The 21,623-nt window shown below is 63.5% G+C and carries 17 protein-coding genes; 4 read left to right on the top strand and 13 right to left on the bottom strand.

Translation table 11 applies throughout. The features are described 5' to 3' along the window. Positions 1 to 690 (bottom strand): LysR family transcriptional regulator (locus VNJ47_09560; GenBank protein HXG29080.1); only part of this gene is annotated, 690 nt, incomplete at its 3' end. A 125-nt stretch (positions 691 to 815) separates the two neighbouring features. Between VNJ47_09560 and VNJ47_09555 the strand changes: the two genes are divergently transcribed. Beyond that, positions 816 to 1,754, top strand: coding sequence for an EamA family transporter (locus tag VNJ47_09555; GenBank protein HXG29079.1), 939 nt, complete (start codon positions 816 to 818; stop codon positions 1,752 to 1,754). A 591-nt stretch (positions 1,755 to 2,345) separates the two neighbouring features. On the opposite strand, the gene VNJ47_09550 is transcribed toward VNJ47_09555, so the two are convergent. The 10 genes from VNJ47_09550 to VNJ47_09505 form a co-directional block, all read right to left on the bottom strand. After that, entirely contained in the window at positions 2,346 to 2,741 is a 396-nt protein-coding gene (locus VNJ47_09550) for a MerR family transcriptional regulator (protein HXG29078.1), read from the bottom strand. A gap of 451 nt (positions 2,742 to 3,192) precedes the next feature. Beyond that, positions 3,193 to 6,036: a DUF499 domain-containing protein gene (locus VNJ47_09545; protein ID HXG29077.1), complete on the bottom strand. Its 2,844-nt coding sequence runs from the start codon at positions 6,034 to 6,036 to the stop codon at positions 3,193 to 3,195. A gap of 18 nt (positions 6,037 to 6,054) precedes the next feature. Further along, entirely contained in the window at positions 6,055 to 6,567 is a 513-nt protein-coding gene (locus VNJ47_09540; GenBank protein HXG29076.1) for a hypothetical protein, read from the bottom strand. Next, entirely contained in the window at positions 6,564 to 7,604 is a 1,041-nt protein-coding gene (locus VNJ47_09535) for an AAA family ATPase (protein HXG29075.1), read from the bottom strand. The genes VNJ47_09540 and VNJ47_09535 overlap by 4 nt, the downstream gene beginning before the upstream one ends. Before the next feature lie 11 nt (positions 7,605 to 7,615). Then, positions 7,616 to 10,504: a DUF1156 domain-containing protein gene (locus VNJ47_09530; GenBank protein ID HXG29074.1), complete on the bottom strand. Its 2,889-nt coding sequence runs from the start codon at positions 10,502 to 10,504 to the stop codon at positions 7,616 to 7,618. A 12-nt stretch (positions 10,505 to 10,516) separates the two neighbouring features. Further along, positions 10,517 to 11,134, bottom strand: a complete 618-nt coding sequence (locus tag VNJ47_09525) for an NYN domain-containing protein (protein ID HXG29073.1) — start codon at positions 11,132 to 11,134, stop codon at positions 10,517 to 10,519. A 202-nt stretch (positions 11,135 to 11,336) separates the two neighbouring features. Next, entirely contained in the window at positions 11,337 to 14,867 is a 3,531-nt protein-coding gene (locus VNJ47_09520; protein ID HXG29072.1) for a helicase-related protein, read from the bottom strand. Positions 14,868 to 14,893: 26 nt separating this feature from the next. Next, complete coding sequence (locus tag VNJ47_09515) at positions 14,894 to 15,784, bottom strand: WYL domain-containing protein (GenBank protein ID HXG29071.1); 891 nt, start codon at positions 15,782 to 15,784, stop codon at positions 14,894 to 14,896. Between the two features lie 277 nt (positions 15,785 to 16,061). Next, the gene (locus VNJ47_09510; GenBank protein ID HXG29070.1) at positions 16,062 to 16,253 is read right to left on the bottom strand and encodes a type II toxin-antitoxin system YhaV family toxin; all 192 of its coding nucleotides are present in this window, start codon (positions 16,251 to 16,253) and stop codon (positions 16,062 to 16,064) included. Continuing rightward, a complete protein-coding gene (locus VNJ47_09505) occupies positions 16,250 to 16,579 on the bottom strand; it encodes a type II toxin-antitoxin system PrlF family antitoxin (protein ID HXG29069.1) in 330 nt (109 codons plus the stop codon). Before VNJ47_09505 ends, VNJ47_09510 begins: the two co-directional genes overlap by 4 nt. An 89-nt stretch (positions 16,580 to 16,668) precedes the next feature. On the opposite strand from VNJ47_09505, the gene VNJ47_09500 reads away from it, so the two are divergent. Next, the gene (locus VNJ47_09500; protein HXG29068.1) at positions 16,669 to 17,019 is read left to right on the top strand and encodes a DUF488 family protein; all 351 of its coding nucleotides are present in this window, start codon (positions 16,669 to 16,671) and stop codon (positions 17,017 to 17,019) included. A gap of 34 nt (positions 17,020 to 17,053) precedes the next feature. On the opposite strand, the gene VNJ47_09495 is transcribed toward VNJ47_09500, so the two are convergent. Beyond that, positions 17,054 to 17,380, bottom strand: coding sequence for a hypothetical protein (locus VNJ47_09495; protein ID HXG29067.1), 327 nt, complete (start codon positions 17,378 to 17,380; stop codon positions 17,054 to 17,056). Between the two features lie 80 nt (positions 17,381 to 17,460). Further along, on the bottom strand, positions 17,461 to 17,856 hold the full coding sequence (locus tag VNJ47_09490) for a hypothetical protein (GenBank protein HXG29066.1): 396 nt from the start codon (positions 17,854 to 17,856) through the stop codon (positions 17,461 to 17,463). Positions 17,857 to 18,319: 463 nt separating this feature from the next. Here VNJ47_09490 and VNJ47_09485 point away from each other — a divergent pair, with 463 nt between their 5' ends. Both VNJ47_09485 and VNJ47_09480 read left to right on the top strand, forming a co-directional pair. Next, the gene (locus tag VNJ47_09485; GenBank protein HXG29065.1) at positions 18,320 to 19,327 is read left to right on the top strand and encodes a helix-turn-helix domain-containing protein; all 1,008 of its coding nucleotides are present in this window, start codon (positions 18,320 to 18,322) and stop codon (positions 19,325 to 19,327) included. A gap of 153 nt (positions 19,328 to 19,480) precedes the next feature. Further along, the gene (locus VNJ47_09480) at positions 19,481 to 21,619 is read left to right on the top strand and encodes an EAL domain-containing protein (GenBank protein HXG29064.1); all 2,139 of its coding nucleotides are present in this window, start codon (positions 19,481 to 19,483) and stop codon (positions 21,617 to 21,619) included. Positions 21,620 to 21,623 lie beyond the last annotated feature (4 nt).

Genomic DNA, 21,623 nt, shown 5'->3' with positions numbered 1-21,623 from the left:
GGCCTCCACAGCCATGCTGCCATGGCTGTACGTGGGACCGCGCGGTGGGCGCTGCTGCCCCAGACTCGCTAGCGCGAACCACTGCTCCCAGTTGGCCAGCATGCCGACCTCGTGCAGCAGGGTGCAGCGCAGCAGGTCTGCGGGTGATGCAAGCCCGCCCACCTCGGCGCTGTACGCCGGGCTGCAGACCGGCGTGACCGTCTCTTCCAGGATGCGCTCGGCCATCACGTGCGGATAGCGGCCGTATCCGTAGCGGATCGCGGCATCGACATGACCGGCACGCAGGTCCACGTTCAAATCCGTCACGTCCAGGTGTACATCGAACTGCGGGCAGCTCGCTTTGAGGCTCGGCAAGCGCGGCGCCAGCCACTTGCTGGCGAAAGAGACACTGGTGCTGATGATCAGGCGATTGCCACTGCCTTCACCGCGCAGGCGCTGGGCCTCGCTGGCCAGTTCGCCGAGCAGGCGAGCCACTATCGCATGAAACTCGGCACCAGCCTCGGTCAGTACGATGCGGCGCGTCAGGCGCAGGAACAGTGGCTTTCCGAGGTCGCGTTCGAGCGTAGCAATGTGCCGACTGATGGCGCCGTGTGTCAGGTGAAGCTCCTCGGCCGCCCGCGTCATGCTCAGCAGTCGCCCTGCTGCCTCGAAGGCACGCAAAGTCTGCAAGGGTGGAAGTCGGTCGAACATTCGCAATGCGTGAGTAGGACTCACGCATTATGTGCAAACAAATCGTTTGTCCGCAATTGCACTCGTCAGCACAATGCCGAGCGCGCAAAAAACACCACTGCCGCGACGTCACCTTTCAGCGACACATGACCAACCAGCCCCTGTCCCAAAGCGAAGTCGCTCGTGCCTGCAGCTCGACTTCCGATGGCCGCGGCAGTCAGAACTTGCTGCGCCTCGGTGCCATGCTGTTGCTGGCCCTGATGTGGGGATTGTCGATTCCGGTGACCAAGTTGGGCCTGGAGGATCTTCCGCCGCTGACACTCACGGCCATGCGCTTTGCCTTGGCCGTGCCCCTCATGGTGGTGTTCGCTCTGGGGCGGCAATCGATCCCGAAACGAGCCTTGCCGCATGTCGCTGCACTGGGGCTTCTGGGCATTGGCGTGGGCCAGGTCGCGCAGACGTTTGGCGTGGCAGGTACCTCTGCATCGGTGGGCACGATCATCTCGGCGACGATTCCACTGTTCATCGTCGTCTTCGCCGCGCTGCGACTTCGCCAGCACGTCTCGCGCTTACAGTCGGTCGGGCTGCTCACTGCGTTCGCCGGCATCGCGCTGGTCGCAATTGGGGACATGGACACAGTCGCCACAGCTTCCGCGAGCACAATGGCCGGTGTGTTCTGGATGCTGGTGTCCTCCGTGGCCATCGCCTTCTACTACGTCTGGAGCGTCGAGCTGACCGCCGCATATGGAACAGCGACGGTGGCAGCTTGGAGCACGCTATTCGGCTTCCTCGCGCTCGTGCCCTGGGCCGGCTGGGAGATGACGAACGTTTCGGTTCAATGGAGCTTGCAGGGCGTCGGCGCGGCTCTGTATCTCGGCGTGATTGTCACGGTGGCAGGTCTTTTCCTGTGGATCGGGCTGCTGCGCGTCGTGCCGGCCAGAGTGGCAGCCAGCGTCCAGTATCTGCAGCCCATCTTTGGGATCGCCGCAGCCTCCATGCTGTTGGGTGATCATCTGGGAGTGGCATTCGTGCTCGGGGCGCTGCTCGTGCTGGGTGGCCTCATGATCACCATGTCGCCGCGTTGACTAGGCAATTGGAGCCGTGAACCGGAGACGGATCTCTCCGCAAGCGCGCCGAAACACGTTACGCGAAGCCCCCTCGATGCCTAGGCTGAAGCTGGAGCCCGGCTGGATGGCCGAGGTGCTGCGCCTGACCCTGCTGGCACCCGATATCGTCGAGGCCATCCTCGACGGACGCGTGACCACGAACTTCGACCTGCACTTTGAAGCGGCCGCAAGCATGCTGTTCGGTTCAACACCCGAGGTCTACCGAGCTCCGGCCCTGCCGCTGGGCTACGACTTCACCGGCATCGTGCACGTTCATGGAGCGCTTCCCCGCGTACGGGATCTGGTGCTCACGGATGCGGATTTCGGGCGCGCGTACCTGACGGAAGGTTGGGCGCAGCGATGCTTAGTGGCCGTCTTCGGTCAATTCACCGTGCTATTCGTTGGCTACAGCCATAACGACGTGGTCATGCATTACTTGGCGCGGGCACTTCCGGCTGATGGCGTTGCCGGGCGCTTTGCACTGACGGAGGAAGACGGGAGCTGGGACCTGCTCGGCATCAGGCCTATCCGCTTTACTAAGGGAACTGGTGCCGATGCCTACAACGAACTTTATGACGGCGTGCAACCGCTCGCCGAACGGGCTGCGCGCGGTGCGGCCAGCATAGCAGTCGTGACCACCTTGACGGTGGTCTGCCACGCGGTGCGGCGCGCATCGCGCCAGGCTTCGATCAGGTCCCGCACGCGGGCCTGCTCGCAGTGGGTGCCGTCTTCGAGCTCGAGCAGATCGGCCACTTCATCGAGGCTGCAGCCCAGCCTCTGCGCCGCCTTGATGAAGCGCACGCGCCCGAGCGCATCGCGGCTATAGCGGCGGATGCGGCCTTGCAGCCGATCCGGCTCGGGCATCAGCCCCTTGCGCTGGTAGAAGCGGATGGTTTCGACATTCACGCCGGCCGCGCCCGCCCGGGCGCCGATCGTCATGTTCGCGCTCTCGGACGTGCTGTTCATGGCCTTGACTCTGTACTTGAGTGCGGAAGTATCGTCCCGGCCGCACAGGGTCTGTAGGTTCAGTTGCCGAGGCACGAGCCTGACGCGCTCCGCAGTACGGAATATCCGCAGCAGGTCTTGATGGAGAGTGTTCGGTGCGCTGCCTGCGGGTGACAGGAGCTGGGCAGCACGTTCGTGGACCGCGACCTTGCGATGATGCAGTTGACCCAGAAAACGATCCAGCGGCTCCGTGGGTTCAAGCCCCGTGCCTTGAGCGATATCACGGGTCAGCTTCCAGAAACTGGGCAGATTCGACGGCGGTGCCATCGAAACACCAGCGCCGGCGAAGACCACCAGCTTGTCGTCGCGCAGGGCGTCGAGAATGCGGTCGTCGAACTCGATGGCCCCGAGCTTGGTCATGAGCGCGGCTTGCCCGTCGCAGCAAGGCGGATGACGAAGAGCTTAGGGGCGCTCATTCGCCAGCCTCGAATTCCGCGTTCTTGAACTTCAGCACGTTGCAGTTCTCCTTCACCGCACGCTGCAGCCCATCGTCGAAACCGGTGGCCGACTCGGCCTGGATCTCGATGGCGATCTTCACCTTCACGCCGGGGCGCATGGTGAATTGCTGGACGACCTCGTCGACCAGATCGGCGAACTGCTTCTTCGCCAGGAACGGGTCGAGCTCGATGCTGCCGTAAAACTGCTTCTTGACCGCCTGCCCCGCAGTGGCGCCGCCCGTGGCATAGCCGCCCTTGCCCGAGCCCTCTGCACGGGGCGTGCCGCCACCGGCGGGAACGGTCGTCGTTGCTGCGCCGCCGGCCTCGGCGGACTTCGCATGCGAGGCTTCCTCCGCGGCGCGCAGCGCCTCCATGTAGGTTGCCGCAGCAACCGGCTCGATCAGCAACAGCGACGCATCGAAAATCGGCGAATACCGCTTGCCGTAGCTGAAGCCCACGTAGCGGCCATCCTCCTTGCCCTGCGCAAATCCGAAGAACTCGCGGCTCTCCGCGCCCGCGGCCAGCGTCAGCTGGAACACGGTGTCGTCCTTCAGGCGCGGCAGGTAGAGCTGGTGGCAGGTTTGCTGCCAGACGGTGAGCGCAAGAACGTCCTTGACATCGTCCTTCCAGAACCAGTCCTTCAGCACGCGGGCCAGGTGGATCGGAGCCCATTCGGTGATGAGCAGTTCGTTCTCCTTGAGGACGCGCTCGATTTCCTGTGACCAGTTCTGCGCGCCCGGATTGAGCGGGAAATGCTCCCACATCAGGTCGGACAAGCCCTTGCCCGGTCGCGCCTCCTGCACCGGCGCCAGCAGCCACTTGTAGGTCTCGCGGATCATCCGCCGCACGGTCTCCTCGGCCTGTTCGAGGCTTGCGCTCGCTTGCTTGGCCATCAGGTTGTCGAGGACGATGCGGTTGTCCTTGTAGTCGCCGACGATGCTGCGCCAGGCGAGATACGAGCGCACATGGTCCTTCAGACGGCTGACGCTCTCGTAGTCAGCCGCCACGAAGATCAGGCGGTTCTGCTTGAAGCGGGGCTGGTCACCGCGCTTCTTCAGGATCTCGGTGGCACGGTCGATGGCGAGGCTCTGGCCGCTCTTGCTGAAAGCCGCATCGGGCGGCAGTACCACTAGCCGCAATGCCCAGTCGTCGGGTACGTCACCGCTGCCGGTGAAGATGTGGATGCCGCCGAAGACGCCGCTGGCAAAGCCACGCTGCACGCGGTCGCGGATGGTCGGGAACACGTCCTCCTTGTCCTGGAAGCGGCGCTTGCGCTCCTCCATCTCGCGCCGCAGGTTCGGGCGGGTGTCGAGCCAGAAGCGGTTGTTGGCGTGATTCAGGTAATGCAGGCGGTCGCTCAGGCGACGCAGCGCGTCCTTGAACAGGTTCACCTGCTGGCCGGGCTGGGCGACGCCCAGGATCACGCGCTCCAGTTCCAGGCCGCGTACCAGTTGGTTGGACGTGCTCGGCGCGCTGCCCAGGAAGATCGTGCGGGCGGTGCGGCGGCAGGCCTGCACGGCTCCGAAGCGGGTGTCCTTGTTCTCGATCTCCCAGGTCTCGGAGCGCTCGCCGTCCACGTCGCGCTCGATCACCGGGTCCCAGCCCGGCGGCAGGTAGTAGATCGCCTCGTTGCGCGTGTCAGCATCCATCAGCGGGATGCTGCCGGGCATGATCAGCGGATCGTTGTTGCCGTCCTTCCACAGGCGATGGATAACCTTGGCCATGAGCTTCAGCACGCCGCGCGTGCGCTGGAAGTTGTCCAGCGTGGACCAGTCTTCGTACAGGCGGTCGAACACCTCGGGGTGGATCGGGTAGGCGTGCACCAGCCGCTCGAAGTAACGGCTTTCCTGCGTCTCGGCGGGGAAGTCGTCGCGGTTGGCCGCATAGAAGTCGGCGAAGGCGCGGCAGACGTTCTCGGCGGCCAGCCGGTCGTGGATGTTGGCAAACAAGCGCCGGCGCACGATCTCGAATGCCTCCTCGGTGGCCACCGGCTTCCACAGCGCCTGCACGCGGCCGAAGTAGTGCGCCAGCGCCTCCAGCGCCTTTACCCCGCGCTGGCTACCGGCCTCCTTTTCCGATTCGGGCAACGACGCCAGCAACACCGCCGTGGGCACGGCTTTGAGCGCTTCGGTGAGCGCCTGCACGAACGACAGGTTGGAGTCGAAGGTCCCGCCGGTGAGCGTCTTGCCCTCCTCGAACTGCCGGACATACGCCACCAGCTCATCGATCAGGATCACGCAGGGTGCGTAGCGCGCCAGCAACGCCTCCAGCGCCGCCTTGCCGGGTGAGGTGCCCGAGGCATCCGCATCGGCCACCAGGGCGTAGCCTTCGGCCCCGCCCAACTGCCACGCCAAATCGCCCCACAGGGTTCGGATGGTGTGGCCGTCGCGTTTCACCGGCTGGTTGGGCGAAGCCTTGATGCCATCCAGCACCGCGACCTTGGCCTTGGGCAGCTCCGTCACCCCGGCGGCGTCCAGAATCGCGGAAACCCCCTGCAACTCGCTGGTAGGCGCTTCGCCTTTGGCCAGGTGATACACGGCCAGCATGGTGTGGGTCTTGCCGCCGCCAAAAGCCGTCTGGAGCTGGATCACCGGGTCGCCGCCCTTGCCCGTCAGACGCCTGACCACCGAATCCAGCAGCAAACGCATGCCTTCGGTGATGAAGGTGCGCTGGAAGAACAACGCCGGGTTTTGGTACTCGGCATTGGCCGTGCCCGCATGCACGCGCGACAGGTCCGCCGCGAACTCGGCTTGCTGGAACGTGCCCTTAAGCACATCCTCGTGAGGGACGGCGATCTCGCGCCAGGGTTTGAGATGCATGTCGTTCTATCCCTTGCTTCATGCCACGGTCCAAGGCAGTGCCGGATCGTGGCGGTTGCTGTCGGTAACGATGGGATGGGGATCAATGGCCTTGAGCAGCGAGCGCAGCTTGTGCTTGAGCTTGTCCGGCTCGATCGCCCGCGGGCGCAGTCGGCTCGCTCTGGCGGGCTGTTCGATATGACAGACCACCCGCATCTGCCGCGCTTGGACGATTCGGGCGGCCAATGCGTGTTCAGTCGAATCATTGGCGCGGAGGCTTGCGGCCAAGAGCCCTGCCAGCGTGTCCCGCACCTTGATCGCCACCTCGTCGGCCAAATCGATCGGTTTGGTACGTGCCTGCGCACGGTAATCCTTCACCTCGATCAGCCAGGCGTTGCAATTCAACTCGCACAGCAAATCGACCGCCTTGTTGTCCTTGGCACAACCTTGTTGAAACTGGTTGCGATAGAAAGACCAGTCGTCGTATTTGCTAGCCTTGGCCTCGGGCGCGAAGGTGAAGGTCAAGGCGCCTTCCGTCAGGACCATGCTCACGCGCCCTCCCAGCTCATGAACCGATCCGACTGCGCGAGCTCTTCGTCGAGCATGACCAGGGTCTGGATGTCCTCGATCCGATCGCTTTGCTCCAGCACGATATCGCCGTCTTTGGCCGCCAGCGCAAACCACCGGCTCGGCAGCTTCTGGTAGCGCTTGTCGCCCAGCAGCATCTCCAGCTCCCGCAGCAGGAACAGCGAGTGGCTGGCGATGAACACCTGCACGCCGCTGGCGGCGACGGCCAGGATGCTGGCGGCCACCACCTTGATCAGCTTCGGGTTGAGGTTGGTTTCCGGCTCATCCCAGAACAGATAACCCTGCTCCAGCAGCGTGCCGGTGCTGATAAGACGCGCCAACATCGCGATCTTGCGCAGCCCTTCCGCGACCAAGGGCATCTCCATCCGGCCTTCGCCCGGCAATTTCAGGTAGAAACGCCCGCTCGCCGGATCGACCTGCACCTTGCCCCCCATCGCCCTTTCCAGCGGCTCCAGCAGCTCGGCAGCGCGCTTTTCCCTAGGGCCTTTCAGTGACGGATTGCCAAGCAGGGAGACGGTATCTCGCCACGTCTCCTCAAACTCCAGATGGTAGTTTTCATAGAGCGGCACAAACCACGGACACAGGGTCACGAGTTCCCGGGTCGGCAGATAGGCCGGGGAGCGCGCCAAGCCCTCCGTCGGCGCCTTGACGATCTCGATCTGCGACTTGGCGTTCGACGCAAAGGCCCCGGCCATGCTCTGCGCAGCATTGCGCATCTCGAGCCGGATTTCGCAGCGCCCGTGCCCCTGTCGGCGCTTGACCAGTCGACCCAGGCTTTCCGGACGGAACACGGTGGTCAGCTTGTCGGCGTAGGCGCGCTCCAACACGCCCTTGTTCAACTCCTTGGCGTCGGCCTGCACTTTCAGCAGGGCGTACAAGAGCTTGAGCACATGGGTCTTGCCCAAGCCGTTCTCGCCGACGACCACGTTCAGGCCGGAGGCGAACGACCAAGCCGCGTTCGGCAGCGTGGTGAACTTCTGGACTTCCAGCGTCGTGATCATCCGCGCTCTCCTCAAATATCGAGCTGCCCCTGCGCGCCCACGACACCCGCCTCACCGGCGGCTTGTTCAATCGCGCCCCAGGCGGTGACGAGTTCGTTGTAGGCGCGTGCGTCCTCGGCCCAGCCCTGGCGCTCGCACAGGGTGTAGAGGCGGTAGGCGAGCGCGCGCATGGGTTCCGCGCGGGTCGGCATGCGGGCCAGCAGGCTGCCGGCGGCCGATTCGCCCTCGGCGTTGAGCGCGCGGATCAGCTGGTGCAGCGCCTCCCAGACCGGCGTGCGAGTGTCGGCTTCTGGCGACCAGTCGGCGGGCAGCTCGCGCCACTTCAAGAGGCGCACGCTGCCGCGGGCCGACTCCACCACCCCGGCGGCCACCAGCGCATCCACCGCCGTGCCCTTGGCGCGGGCGAGGACGTCAGCTTCGCCATACTTGCCAGCGGCCCAGCCCTGCTGCTCGAACCAGTGCAGGCAGAACTGCGTGTCGGCGTCGAAGTCGTCCTCGGCCAAAAAGCGGTTGATGAGCTGCAGCGCGGTTTTCACGCGCATCGGCGTGCCGTCGGCCTCCAGCACCGCAGCGTACTGACTGAAGATCGCCATGCCGGGGCCGATGATGGCCTGGCTCAAATCCACCGGCGCGACCGGCGAATTGACGCCGCCGCGGGTCATCTCGTCCAGCGCCTCGGGCAGCACGGCATTGAGTTCGCGCAGAAACTCGCGGCGGCTGACGGTGGGAGCATCGGCAGGGCGTTTGCGGCAGACCAGGACGATGCTGGAAGCAAGGGCGTTGGTGCCCTGCCCAATCATCCGACTGTTATTTTCGGTGCGCATCGGCCAGGTGCCGGTGATGGCCAAGCCGGCGCGCATGACTGCCTCTAGAAAGGTTTCCCAGCCGGTGCTGGCGGTGCCGGCCTCGTCGGTGGTTTCGCTTTGCTTGAAGGCGTAGTAAATGGTGACCGGAAAGGCCGGGTGGGCCTGCTCGGCCAGGCGGTGCATCGCCTGCGTCATGCCCTCCAAAAAGAACTGCTCGGCCTGTTCCCTGCCGCCGTGGCGGTAGGGTGTGGCGACTAGTTCCTCCGCCTTGGGGACGGCCACAGTGGCGAACAGACCCGGATAGATGGGCCTCAACGAACGGCGCAGCCAGACGTAGAAAAAGTCGGACAGGTCGGCGTAGCCGATGTTGTCGTAGTACGGTGGGTCAGTGGAGACGAGCTTGTTGGTGCTAATGGTTTGAGTTTGGGCATCAGCTTGAAACGCATATCCTTCGCTCACCTCGCCAGCCGAACTCTTACCAAAGCTCTTGAAAATATTCTCTATCGATGCGTCAACAGACCCCGTACTTGTGCAAAGTGGGTTGACCTCTGAATAGTCCCAAACCATCGGAATCGCGTGACGCCCAAAAAGCTGCTGTGGAACCTGGGCTTTCGACTCCCAACGGGACAACGAATTGCCCCAGTCCGCTCCGCGACTAATCGCAAACGCCAAATACACCGCGATGGCCTGTGCGTAGGCGGTGGCGCCGGTGCCGCCGGCGTCCAGCCCGATGCCGTCATCGGCCACTCCTGCGGTCAACGCGTCTTGACGGCACTTTTCGATGGCCTCCCGCACCAGGTCGGAGAAGGTGGTCAGCGCCACCAGTTGGCGGGGGGTGAAGAGGTCGGCCCATTTGCTCATGCCATATTCCTGAACGCGAAAACCGAGCGCACGAGCAGGCAACTCGGTTTCAGGTTTCCAAATGGGATGAGCCTGTTGAGCAATCAATTCATGCTCTGTTGTTGGTGAGAGATAAATCCGCCCACGATTTCCTTCAGCAACGATCGCCATCAGGCGCTGTCCCATTCGCCCTGCCTTGGCTTCATTTCGACAGTAGTCAAAAGGGATGGGTGAGCCGGATAACAAACAAGAGAAAGGTTTGCCACCGCCTCCAGTTTTGGTGCCCTGTTTCGCCCATTCCGGCGGCTTGCCCACTCTGACCGTAAAGCGGTAACGGTCGCCCTCGATCACCGGCTCCACATAGGCCTCTTTGCCGGGCTTGCTGGATAGCACGAAGGTGGAGGCAAGCGGCACCTCCACATGGCTGAAAGCCGGATTGGGGCTTTTCACGGTCCGCGCCCACAGCCAGGCGATGACGGTGAGCTTCTGGCCGACGAGCGGCTTCAAGTCCGGTCGCTCTTGGGCCATGTCTGCGGTGATTTCGATCCGCGGGTACAGGTGGCCGATGCGCTTTTCCGCCTCCGCCCGCATCCAGGCGCCGTAACGGCGCACGTCTTCGGCCAGGCCGCGCGCGCCGCGCCAGTCTTCGTGCAGCTTGGCCTGCTTCTCGCCTGCGGGGATCGGCCCAACCGGCGGGCGGCCGGCAAAGCGCGGCGGGATCTCGATCATCGCCTTGTTGATCGTCACCGCCACCGGGTTGAGGTCGCTGGCGTAGCTCTCCAGCCCCAGGCGCTGCGCCTCCAGCGGGATGGCGCCGCCGCCGGCGAAGGGGTCGTGGAAGGCGGGCAGGCGTTCGGGGTTGAACAGTTCGGCGGCCTGCGGGTGGTGTTTGTTGAGTTCGCAGGTCTCGCGCCAGCTTTTGCGGATCTCTTCGCGGGCGCGCTCGAGCACGTCTTCGTTGTTGGTGTTTTCCCACTGCACCAGGTCTTCGATGAGCTGGAACAGGCGCTCACGCTCGAGCGCGGCCTGTTTTTTGTTCACGCCGCGGCCCAGATGCCGCTCATAGCCGGGGTCGTTGACCATCTGCGCGAAGATCACGGCCCGCGCCGCCGCCAGCGGACGGCGTGCCCACCACAGGTGGATGCTTTGCGGTTTCCCTACTTTGACGAGCTTTTCATAAGTTGCGGCGGCGTTGATGGCATCGAGCGGCAGGGCGACTTCGATGAGTTTTTTGGGGGCTTTGATGCTGGTCATTCTTGAAGTCCTTCAGCGCCAGGTGGCAGGGCGTGCGAGCACGTAGCCATCGGGCTTGACGAGTTGTTCGGGCAGCTGGCTGGCCCGCAGCTTGTCTTCACCAATGGTGAGGTAGCCGTTGGCGCAGCGCTTGAGTTCGTTCGAATAACGACTGGGCGGAAAGGCGACGACGATGCGCTTTTGGGCAAAGCGCTCGCGCACCCTGCGGATGGGTGTCGTCAGATCGCTGTCACCAGATATGACGAGCGCTGTGTCGAAGGCGTTGTCAAAGGCATCGCCGAGCAACTGAATGGCGATGTTCACGTCCGTCATCTTCTCTTCGTAGTCGGGCCAGTTCGCGCCGCACTGCCGGCACTGGCGTGTCTTCTGCAGGTAGTGGCCGAACTGGCAGCGCACGCCGCGCAGGGCCAGGGCTTCGAGGTAGTCGTTCTGCCGCTTCTGGTCAGCCGAGTTGCGGCCATTGGCGCGGATGCGGGCCGTGAAGTAGTGCGTGGCCAGCAGTTGCTGCCCAGGCTTGAGGAGGCTCTGTGCAAGCGCTGAGACGTCGAGCCAGTAGTAGCGCTTGAAGCTGGAATCCTTCAACCCGAAGTAGAGGTTGAAGCCGTCCACGTAGGCCGTCACGCGCTGCATGGCTGGCCTCCGGAAACGCTGCTCGGCTTGACAGCAGAGCCTGGTCTGACGACAATATGACGCATTAACCCCGCCGGAGATAGCATCTCCGGCCCGACGCCTCCCTCGGGAGGCGTCTCTTCTTGCAGCCCCGCCAAGGTGAGCAGCCCTGGCCCGACGCCCTCCCCGTGAGGGCGTTTCTGTTTCTGAGGGCAGCCCAGGCTCACAGCGAGCCCTCCGCGGTCGTGGCGCGCGCGAGCAGCGCGTCCAGGTCCAGGTTGATGCTGGTCACCGCCCAGTCGGGCTCCTGGGTGAAGGGCTTGCGGATGTAGAACGGCCCGGCGTAGCCGTCGCCGTCCACGAGCACGATGGCCAGGATGAACTTGTCCGCCTGGTTGAGGCCATAGAGGATCTCGTTGCGGGTGACCGTGATCGTGGTCTGACCCTTGGCGCGGCCTTTGACCTCGATGTGACGCGAGGTGGGCAGACGGCCGTCGAGGGCCTTGGGGATGCTGGTGACGTCCCAGCCGCACTTCTGCGCCGAGACGTCGATGACCTCATGGCCCAGCGCGCGTTCGGCGTTCATCACCGCCTGCATGGCGATGTGCTCGATGCGGCTGCGCGCGTCGGCATCCGCCGACCAGCCGGGCTGACCCTTGCGTTGCATCAAGAGGCCCGCCGGGATCACCAGCGCACCGCCCAGTACGACTGGTGTGGCGGAGACCACATGACGCATGGCCAGCAGCTCCTTCTCGCGCGATTCGCGGCGGGCGGTCAGGTCGTCGATGGTGCGGCGCACGTTCTCCAGCGTCAGGCGCACATCCTTGCCGGCAGCCAGGTCGTCTTGCAGCTTGATGTAACGGTCGGACCAAAAGTTGATTTCCTTGACCAGACGCTCATGCACGGCGGCCAGGGTTTTGTCCACCGCCTGCTCGCGGCGGGTGCGAACTTCATCGAAGTGTTCGGGCACCAGGAAGCTTCCGGCATGGGCCAAAGCCCGTTGCTCCAGGTCTTTGGCGATCCACGGGGCGGCCAGCACGTCTTCGATCAACTTGAGGTCGGCAGGCGCAATGGGCTCCAGGTCCAGGTGAGGCGCCCAACCGGCGTTGATGGCGTGTCCCTGCGGGTCGATCTCGACGAACTGCATGCGGCGCGAGACGATGCGCGCGGGGTCTGCCCCTTCCTTGACGGCGTGATCGACGATAAACATCACCTTCGGGGTGACACCCATATCACTCGGGTCCACCAGCACCGCGCCTTGCTTGAGCTTGTTGCGGTGAGCTTCCAGCACAAGGTCGGTGACCGCCTGCATCAAGGGGTGGCCGGGATGGAGGAGGCTGGCCATCGGGGCGCCGACACGGTCGGTCAGCCGCACGTACTGCTTCTCGAAGCAGACGCGCTCGTAGCGGCGTAGCACCGGGTCGGCGTTGCGGCGGTCGCGGCCGGTGATTTGCCGGTCGCGCTCGCGGATGATGGCCGGGACGTGGGTGATTTCGTAGCGCCCAGGCTCACGCGGGCGCAGCTCGCCGCCCAATTGCTGGAAGGCCTGGTTGAAGAAGGCACGGATGAAGAAGGGCTGCAGCTTGCGGGCCTCGGCCTTTTCCATTTCCTCCTTCACCGCGAACAGGCGCTTCTCGTCCATCACCTCTTCGCACAGCGCATTGCGTTTGATGATGTTTTCAAGGTGCTGGGTGTCCAGCGCGCCTTCCACCTTCTTGAGCAGGCGGGCACGGACTTCAGGATCCGAGCCGTAGCGGATGGCCTCGATCAGCAGGTCCTTGAGGGGCTTGTCCTCGAAGACCTCGCCCAGGATGTCGAACACGCGGCCGCCCAGGGCCTGGCGCTCCACCTCCAGCTTCTCGAACAAGCGCTGGAAGACGTCGCCCTCGCGGGTCTCGGCGGCCACCATGTTCCACAGGTGGCAGACCTCGGTCTGGCCGATGCGGTGGATGCGGCCGAAGCGCTGCTCCAGGCGGTTGGGGTTCCAAGGCAGGTCGTAATTGACCATCAGGTTGGCGTTTTGCAGGTTCACGCCTTCGCCCGCCGCATCGGTGGCGATGAGCACGCGCACCATGGGGTCGTTGCGGAACAGCTCCTGCACCTTGCGGCGCTCTTCGCGCTTGACCCCACCGTGGATCATCACCACGGCTTCTTCGTTGCCGATGAGGCCGCGGATCTTCACCGCCAGGTAGTTCAGAGTATCTCGATGCTCGGTGAAGATGATGAGTTTGCGCTGCCGCCCCTCGGCGTCGTGCATCTCCGGCGTGTCTTGCAGCAGGCGGGAGAGCTCGTCCCACTTGCGATCCTGACCGGAATGCACCACCTGGCGGGCCTGCTCCTCCAAGCCTTCGAGGATGATGATCTCGGCCTCCAGTTCCTGGATAGTCTGGGCCGCCGTGGCCTGGTCGACCACGGCCTCCTCGAAGTTCTCATAGTCTTCGGGCGACAGAGCGTCGGCGGCTTCCCACACGTCGTCGGGCAGGCTGTTGTTGCCACCCAGCGTCTCGGCCAGTGACTGGCCGCGCTGACGGAGTTTTTCTTCCTCGACGCGGCGCTTGAGCTTGTGGCGACGCCGCTTGAGCGACTGGTAGATGGCCTCGGGGCTGGAGGCCAGGCGGCGCTGCAGCGCCGTCAAGGCGAAGCCCACCGTGCCCTTGCGTCCGCTGTCGGCCAACTGGTCGGCCTTGTTGAACTGCTCCTTGACGTAGTCGGTGACGGCCGCGTATAGGGCGGCTTCGAGGTCGGAGAGTTTGTAGTTGACGGTGTAGGCCCGGCGCTCGGGGAACAGCGGGGTGCCGTCGAACTTGAGCAGCTCCTCTTTGACCATGCGGCGCATGAGGTCGGAGACGTCCACCTTGTGCGCGCCATCGCGGAACTTGCCGTAGAAGCGGTCGGCGTCCAGCAGCGACATGAACAGCTGGAAGTCCTCTTCCTTGCCGTTGTGCGGCGTGGCCGTCATGAGCAGAAAGTGGCGGGTGACCGAGCCCAGGAGCTCGCCCAGCTGAAAGCGCTTGGTCTTGTTGATCTTGTTGCCGAAGTAGTTGGCCGAGAGCTTGTGGGCTTCATCGACCACCACCAGGTCCCACCGCGATAGGCGTAACTTCTCCTGTAGGTCGTCCGCGCGGGCCAGTTGATCGACGCGGGCGACCAGCAAGTCGTGGTCGTCAAAGGGGTTGCCGCTGCGCGACTGTTCGACTTGCTCCCGCGAGAACAGCGTGAACGACAGGCCGAACTTCTCGAACATTTCGTCCTGCCATTGCTCGGCCAGGCTGCCGGGGGCGACGATCAGCACGCGCTTGGCATCCGCGCGCATCAGCAGCTCGCGGATGAAGAGGCCCGCCATGATCGTCTTGCCAGCGCCGGGGTCATCCGCCAGCACGAAACGCAGCGGCTGGCGTGGCAGCATCGATTCGTAGACCGCGGTGATCTGGTGCGGCAGCGGCTCCACGTTCGACGTGTGCACCGCCATCATGGGATCGAACAGGTGGGCCAGGTGGATGCGGTAGGCCTCGGTGGCGAGCTTGAACGCTTCGCCCGGCGCATCGAAGGCCCAAGGGCGTCCCGCCTCGGCTAGCGACAGCTGGGCCTCGTCGGTGCGGAACAGCATTCGCTCGCGCAGCGTGCCGTCGGCGGTCTTGTAGTAGACGGTGAGGGCGTTGTCACCGACCGGCTCGGTCGTGACGATGCGCACCACCTGTCCGGGCTCCAAGCCTGAGATGGCCGCGTTCTTCTGGATCTGTTCGAGCTTGAGCACGGCATTCCTCCCTGTGACCGATGACGTCAGGGCTCAGACACGTCGTAACCCGGCGCGAGCACCAAGTTGGTAACGCCGTAGAGGGCCTGGCGATTGCGCAGCCACAGGTGGTACTCGCTACCCTTGAGGCTGTGATCTTCGGTGCAGTCCACGTTCCAGCGGCGCAACAGGTAGCCGGCCATCGCCGCACGGGCCCGCACCTTGAGCACGCCGCCCTCCATGCCGTACTCGGCCTCGATGGTGTCGGGGTGCTGCACGTTAGCCGGATGCGGCACGAGCTCGAGCTCGGTGATCCGGTTCCACTGGATGTCCTGATCGGGCTTCTCGTGGTCGGCCACGGCGCCGGTGACGATGCGAGCATCGTCGAGACGCCCCAGTACGAAGTCGCGGAACTCGCCACTCTTGCGGTCGAAGGCGCGGACGTGCCAGCGCAGGCCGCTGTCGGCCAGTGCGAACGGGACGATCTCACGCGTCGTCAGGCCGCTCGACAGAGCGCGGTATGAGACCTCGACGGCCGCGCCGCGATGGATGGCGCGCGTCAGAACCGACAGCAGCTCGAGATCGAGCTTCTCGGGCAGGCCCGTACCGTCATGAGCCACCGCGCCCTTCCAGCGAATGGGTTCGCCGTCGCCGTAGCCCCGGGTCAACCAGACGAGGACGCGCTCGGGGGGGAAGTCAAACAGGGGGCGGAACCAAGCGGCGCGGACGTAGACCTTGCCCTTGGTGTCGTACTCCATATTGCCGGGGGCCAGCGCCTTGTACTGGGCGATGTCCCTTGTGGCTGCCGCCGCCTGGATGCCGAAGCGCGTCACCAAGTCCTGGCGGCGGATCTCGCCGATGAACCGCAGGCGCAACTCGACGAATGCGAGCCGGTCGCGTTGCGCCTGGGTCATCTCTGGTAGGCGTTCGGTGGACATGCGGGCGCAGCGGTTCTCGTAACTTTAACGGCAGAATATACATATCAAAACAGGACGGCAAGCAATCTCAAAATAAGATGTAATGAGTCGCAAAATGATTAGTATTGGCGCGGGCGCCGCTTGCCCGCCGAATCACCGTACAACATCAGGTGGCACGATCAGGCTGCCCCGGTTCAAGCAGCGGGGCAGTGCGTGGGGGTGCGGATTCATCCTCCCATCCGCGCATTAGCATATAAGCACGCCTACGGCTTGCTACCCAGCGTTCATGGCGGGTTTACTACGGGATCACCTCGAAGGCCAGCTTGGCGATGGCCGCCAGGCGCTTGGTGGCGTTCTTCTTGGTGAAGCCGACTGGATCCTTCTGTTTGAGGGCTTCGACCTCCCCGATCAGGGCATCGAGTGGGTCAAGGAACAGGGGGTGCGCGTAGATCGCCCAGCCGTTGACGACCAGCGGGGCGCTGCCGCTCATTCATCGCCTGCCGCGAGCGGCGCGTCCAGATCGACCTCGACACCGCCGACCAGCGACTGGATGCGCTGCACGAGAGCGGCGTCCACGGCCTGCAGGCGCTCGGGGTGCTCGCTGATGTCGCGGGCCAGGAACCCGAGGAACGCACCGAGCGCCGGATCGGCTGCCTCATTTCGCTCGACACGAGTGAGCACCACTTCACTGTTCGGGCGGATCGTGTAGCGAATCTTGTCGCGCTTGCCCAGGCGCAGCGCGCGACGCACGGTTGCCGGCACCGTCGTCTGATAGCGGTCGGTCAGCGTCGATTCGGCTTCGAGGGTGGCGGGCATGGCAGTTCTCCGGCTATGATCGCGACGAGAGTAATGCACGTGATCCAGGCTACGCTTGCTGAGAGGACCAGGCAGTTGAGCGTCGACGCATGGCGATCCAGGTGAAGCGGGTGTACGAGGCGGCATCCCAGGCCGATGGGGTGCGGGTGCTGGTCGATCGCCTCTGGCCGCGTGGCCTGGCGAAGGCCACGGCCAGGATCGATATCTGGGCCAGGGACGTGGCGCCCTCGGAGGCACTCAGGCGTTGGTACGGGCACGAGCCTGACCGATGGCCCGAGTTCAGGCGGCGGTATTTCGCAGAACTGGACGTGAACCGTGCGGCGCTGAATTCTCTGTTGGAGGCTGCGCGTGGGGGAACGGTGACCTTGCTCTACGGCTCGAAAGAGACGCGACTGAACAACGCGGTGGCGCTGAAGGACTATCTGGAGTCGCTGCTTTGACCGGCCGACCGGCCAGGCATCATGTCTGAGCGGCTCACTGTAGCTTGTAGAAAGTGCGGTTCAGGTATTCAGCGACGTCATCCACATCCGCCCTGGTCCATTGCAGCTCCAAAACGCTTTGCCAGCGTGTGATCTGCTTCAACAGGTCGCCACGCGAGCCGACTTTGCGATCCTCGCGCACATGCACCACGCTTTCATGGCATGAGGTACAGTGATTCTCATAGAGGGCGCGTCCACGGTCCCGGTCGGCTGCGCGCACCGACGTCACCACCGTCAGTGAACCGCAAAGCGCCGAGATTGCCAGTATGCTCATGCGCATCTTCACTCCCCCTTCAAACGTCATGCCCGCATCAGCGGGCATGACAAAAATGGACTCAATCAGGTTTTTTTATTTTCGTTTCAATACAAAGTCTTTGGTGTTTTTCAAGATGATTGTCGTAATCAGGCATCGTTCTGTTTGCAAGGGATCTCAAAGAGGAGGTTGAGAGTTTTTTCGAGTTCGTGCGGCGCGAAAGTGCGCAATGCGATGTCATGAATGCATGTCTTTAAGAAATCCTCGCTAGCCTTGCGCATCTTCTCACACGTTTTCGCAAACTCTTCTTGTCTTTCCAACACATTCTTCATCGCAGTCAAGGCGATGATGGCGAACGTGGCTTCGATTCTCATCAGCCAAAATGGCGCAAGTGTATGTTTCTCAATGATTTCCTCAATTATTTTCAGCATCTCTGCAACAAGTTCTTTTTCTGGTGGATGTTTGCGATGATTTTGATCGTTTCTAATGGCTTCAAGCACCTCCTGCACTCTTTTTAGACTGGCATTTGGTAGTTGGGAAGTCATGTGATAAATCCCTCTCACGAGTTGTAATATAAGGAAAAAACCACTAAAACCCCCTTTTATTTTGAGATCGCGCCGATGGCGATCAAAATCACTCATTAGCTTGTTTTTTATAAGGTTTTTTGGGTTGTTAATTATGATCGCTTATGATCGTTTTGATCTGACGCCCTGTCAACCCTGAAACCCGGTGCTCGGCGCGGACGCAGGCGCCGGTCCAGTGTTGCGCCATGCGATGAAGCAACTCCCCAGCGGCTCATCCGTCCCCGGCTCCGCCGGGCGCTTCGCTCCGCCCCATCGCGGTCGAGATTCAGGGTGTGCTGTTGACGCGTGCAACTCCTCATGGCGCGGGATGCGTCGTGAAGCGGCCCCAGCCCTGCCTGAGGGGATGGAGTACTCCTCATGGGGGCTGCGCGCGCCACCGCAAAACGGTTATTAACACCTCGGACAAGGCCAGAGCGAAGAAGAGATGCAGGCACAGACGCGACGTTGCGGCTTTTTGTTGTTGCCGGGCTTTTCCAGCGTCAGTTTCATGGCGGCTTGCGAGCCGCTGCGGCTCGCCAACGCGCTGAGCGGCGAGCCGCTCTACCGGGTGCTGACACTCGGCTGCAGCCGCGCAGCGGTGGCGGGCGCAGAGGAGCGCCTGCTGCCGGACTATGCAATCGCTATGGCGCCGCCGCTGGATGCGCTATTCGTCTGTGCCGCGCCGGGCAGTGCGATGCCCGCGGATGCACGCGCGCTGCTGCAGTGGCTGTGCCGGCTCGCCGCCGCGGGCACTGCGCTCGGGGGGGTGCATGCCGGTAGTTACTGGCTGGCCCGTGCCGGCCTGCTGGACGGCTATCGCTGCACGATCCACTGGCCGAGTCGCGCCATGCTGCGGCGGATGTTCCCGCAACTGATCGTGTCCGCCAGCGTGTTCGAGATCGACCGCGACCGCTATACCTGTGGCGGCGGCAGCGCGGCGCGCGACATGATGTTGCATCTGGTCGCCCGCGAGCAGGGCGATCCGGCGCTGGTTGCAGTGCTCGCGCAGGCGCTGCTTTACCAGCGTGTCCGCGCTGCCCGCGCTGCACAGCGCCACGGCTTCGGCGACTGGCGACCGCCGAAGCTGTCACGGGCGCTCGCGTTGATGGCGGCCAACGTCGAGGAGCCGCTCGCGCTTGCCGAGATCGCCCGGCGCGTCGGCAGCACGCTGCGCCAGGTCGAGCGGTTGTTTCAGGCCCATCTCGGCTGTGCGCCGGCCGATTACTACCGCGAACTGCGGCTGCTGCGCGCACGCTGTTTGCTTCTGCGTACCGCGGCGCCGGTGCTCGACGTCGCACTCGCCTGTGGCTTTTCCTCGGGGTCGCACTTCGCCCGTCGTTATCGCGAGCGTTTCGGCGTGGTGCCGAGCGGCGAGCGGCGCGTACCAGCGAACCTGGTATGGCAGGGGGCCAAGGTCCCTTTTTACCGCGGTCCATGGTGTTCCATATACTAAAATGAATACTCCTCCAGCGGGCTTGCCCAGGGAGAGGCGGCTCCGCCACTATTGAGCCAGGCAATACGACCCGCGATCCCATATCAAATCACCCTAGTCTCTGGCTAAGGATTTGTTCAGAGGTGCGAACTCCGCAAGGGGTGTCGAACAAGCATGAATGCGTTAAGCAACTGGCTGCTCTCCGTGCAACGCGCCAAGATACTTCATACCGGCGATGAATCCGAATGCCGGCCAGATTATCTCAACCTGATCAATTGCTTGCCACAAGCCGTCTTTCAAATCGAAACGACCGGGGCCTGGGTTTTCCTGAGCGAAGGCTGGCAGAGGCTCACCGGGTTTTCCGTGCAGGAAAGCCTGGGGACGGATTTTCGGAAATATTTCCATCCGCAGGATATCGAGGTTTGCAGCGAGTATCTGGCAAGGGTCAGGGCCGGGGAGGGGGATCCGGGCGCGCTCAGGCTGCGCTGCCTGATCGACGGGCATGGCCTGATCTGGGTGGAGATGCGCGCCAGGTCCATCGTCGCTGATAATGCTACCGCAGTGGTCGGCACGCTGACCGATGTCACCGAACGCGTCCGGGAGGACGAGGCGCTGCAGGCCAGCCATCGCGCGCTGAGCAACCTCATCGACGGTTTGCCGGGCATGGCCTATCGGGGCCGCAACAACCAGGACTGGACGATGGAGTATGTCAGCGCGGGCAGCCGCGAGCTGACCGGCTACGCCCCGGCCGATATCATCGACAGCCGCCATCTGTCCTATGGCAGCCTGATTCATCCCGATGACCGGGAGCGGGTCTGGAACGAGGTGCAGGCGGCGCTGCGCGAGGAACGGCGCTTCGAACTGGTCTATCGCATCCGTACTGCCGACGGCAGCGAGAAATGGGCCTGGGAGCGCGGCTCCGGTATCTTTTCGAGCAGCGGCGAACTGCTGGCGCTCGAAGGTTTCATCATCGATGTCACGCAGAGCAAGCGCGATGAGCAGAGGCTGCGGGATCAGCTTTTATATGATCTGGTCACCGGTTTGCGGACATCGGATCTGTTCATCGATCACATCAACCACGCGCTCAAGAAGGCGAAGCTCAACGACGGTTATGCGTTTGCCTTGTTGCTGCTGGATCTCGACCGTACACACGGCCCCCTCAACCGCTTCGGCGCCAAGTTCGTGGACCGGGCGGCTTTCCAGATCAGCCGCTTGCTGAAAGATGGCATCGAGCCTGCGCCCGTCATCTCGCGGCTGAAGGATGAGCGCTTCGGGATCTTGTTGGAGCACGTCAACGATATCCGTGAGGTCATCAACGTCGCCCGCAGCATCCAGGATAGCCTACGCGCGCCGCTGCAGATCGACGATTCGGAAGTCTATGTCACGGCCAGCATCGGCATCGCGCTGAGCGCGAGCGGATACGAGCGCAGCGAAGACATGCTGCAGGATGCGGAGCTCGCCTTGGGCAGAGCCAGGGCCCTCGGCGGTGGGCGCTACGAGGTATTCGATCTGCAGATCAATGCCAAGGTGGCGGCCTTGTCGCAGATGGAGGACGAGCTGCAAGTGGTGCTGGAGCGCAACGAGCTGTGCCTGTACTGGCAGCCCACCATTTCGCTGCAAAACGGCCGAGTCGGTGGGCTCGAGGCGCGCCTGGTCTGGTCGCATCCGCGGCGCGGCAACATGTTCTCCGACCAGTTCATCGCGCTGGTGGAGAACACGCAACTGACCATTCGGCTATGGGAATGGATGTTTGCCGCGGTATGTGCCCAGATCGAGTCGTGGCAGCGCTTCTCGTGGAAAGAGGACGTCACCGTCTACCTCCAGGTCCCTGGAGAGGCGCTGTTGGATGAGGATTTCATTGCGCGGCTCGAAGAGCGCCTGGACAAGACCGGGCCCGCATCGTGCGGTTTTGCCTTCTGCATCAGCGAAGACTTCATCGCCCGCAATCCCACGATGGCCCGCGAGCGCCTGGAGTATCTGCGGGCGCGTAACCTGCGCTTCGTGCTCGATGCCTTCGGCAGCAGCACGGCTTCGCTGGCAGTGGTGCAGGATATGCCGATCGACATGATTCGCCTGGATGGTGCCACCATCCTGGCCGGCCAGAAGCAGGCGAACTTCATTGCGGCGCTCGTGGCCTTCGCCCACGCGCTGCACATGAAGGTGATCGTCGACGGTATCGAGACCGAGCAGCAACTGTCGCTGATCCGCGAGCTCGGCTGCGATTACGCCCAGGGCAACGGCATCGCTGCGCCAGTCGCTGTGGCCAATCTGCCCTATGAGACGCTGCTCGGCGAGTCCGGCGCACCAAGATGATGAC

It is taken from the genome of Nevskiales bacterium, from assembly GCA_035574475.1.
Classification (GTDB): Bacteria; Pseudomonadota; Gammaproteobacteria; order Nevskiales; family DATLYR01; genus DATLYR01.
Note: the sequence above shows the minus strand (reverse complement) of the source record. Positions and strands in the feature narration are given on the sequence as shown.

Coding starts and splice junctions, on each gene's coding strand:
- VNJ47_09515 (HXG29071.1), bottom strand. CDS start 15,784: ATGTCCACCGAACGCCTACCAGAGATGACCCAGGCGCAACGCGACCGG.
- VNJ47_09500 (HXG29068.1), top strand. CDS start 16,669: ATGGCGATCCAGGTGAAGCGGGTGTACGAGGCGGCATCCCAGGCCGAT.
- VNJ47_09555 (HXG29079.1), top strand. CDS start 816: ATGACCAACCAGCCCCTGTCCCAAAGCGAAGTCGCTCGTGCCTGCAGC.
- VNJ47_09530 (HXG29074.1), bottom strand. CDS start 10,504: ATGACCAGCATCAAAGCCCCCAAAAAACTCATCGAAGTCGCCCTGCCG.
- VNJ47_09480 (HXG29064.1), top strand. CDS start 19,481: ATGAATGCGTTAAGCAACTGGCTGCTCTCCGTGCAACGCGCCAAGATA.
- VNJ47_09545 (HXG29077.1), bottom strand. CDS start 6,036: ATGCATCTCAAACCCTGGCGCGAGATCGCCGTCCCTCACGAGGATGTG.
- VNJ47_09485 (HXG29065.1), top strand. CDS start 18,320: ATGCAGGCACAGACGCGACGTTGCGGCTTTTTGTTGTTGCCGGGCTTT.
- VNJ47_09490 (HXG29066.1), bottom strand. CDS start 17,856: ATGACTTCCCAACTACCAAATGCCAGTCTAAAAAGAGTGCAGGAGGTG.
- VNJ47_09550 (HXG29078.1), bottom strand. CDS start 2,741: ATGAACAGCACGTCCGAGAGCGCGAACATGACGATCGGCGCCCGGGCG.
- VNJ47_09535 (HXG29075.1), bottom strand. CDS start 7,604: ATGATCACGACGCTGGAAGTCCAGAAGTTCACCACGCTGCCGAACGCG.
- VNJ47_09505 (HXG29069.1), bottom strand. CDS start 16,579: ATGCCCGCCACCCTCGAAGCCGAATCGACGCTGACCGACCGCTATCAG.
- VNJ47_09510 (HXG29070.1), bottom strand. CDS start 16,253: ATGAGCGGCAGCGCCCCGCTGGTCGTCAACGGCTGGGCGATCTACGCG.
- VNJ47_09495 (HXG29067.1), bottom strand. CDS start 17,380: ATGCCCGCTGATGCGGGCATGACGTTTGAAGGGGGAGTGAAGATGCGC.
- VNJ47_09525 (HXG29073.1), bottom strand. CDS start 11,134: ATGCAGCGCGTGACGGCCTACGTGGACGGCTTCAACCTCTACTTCGGG.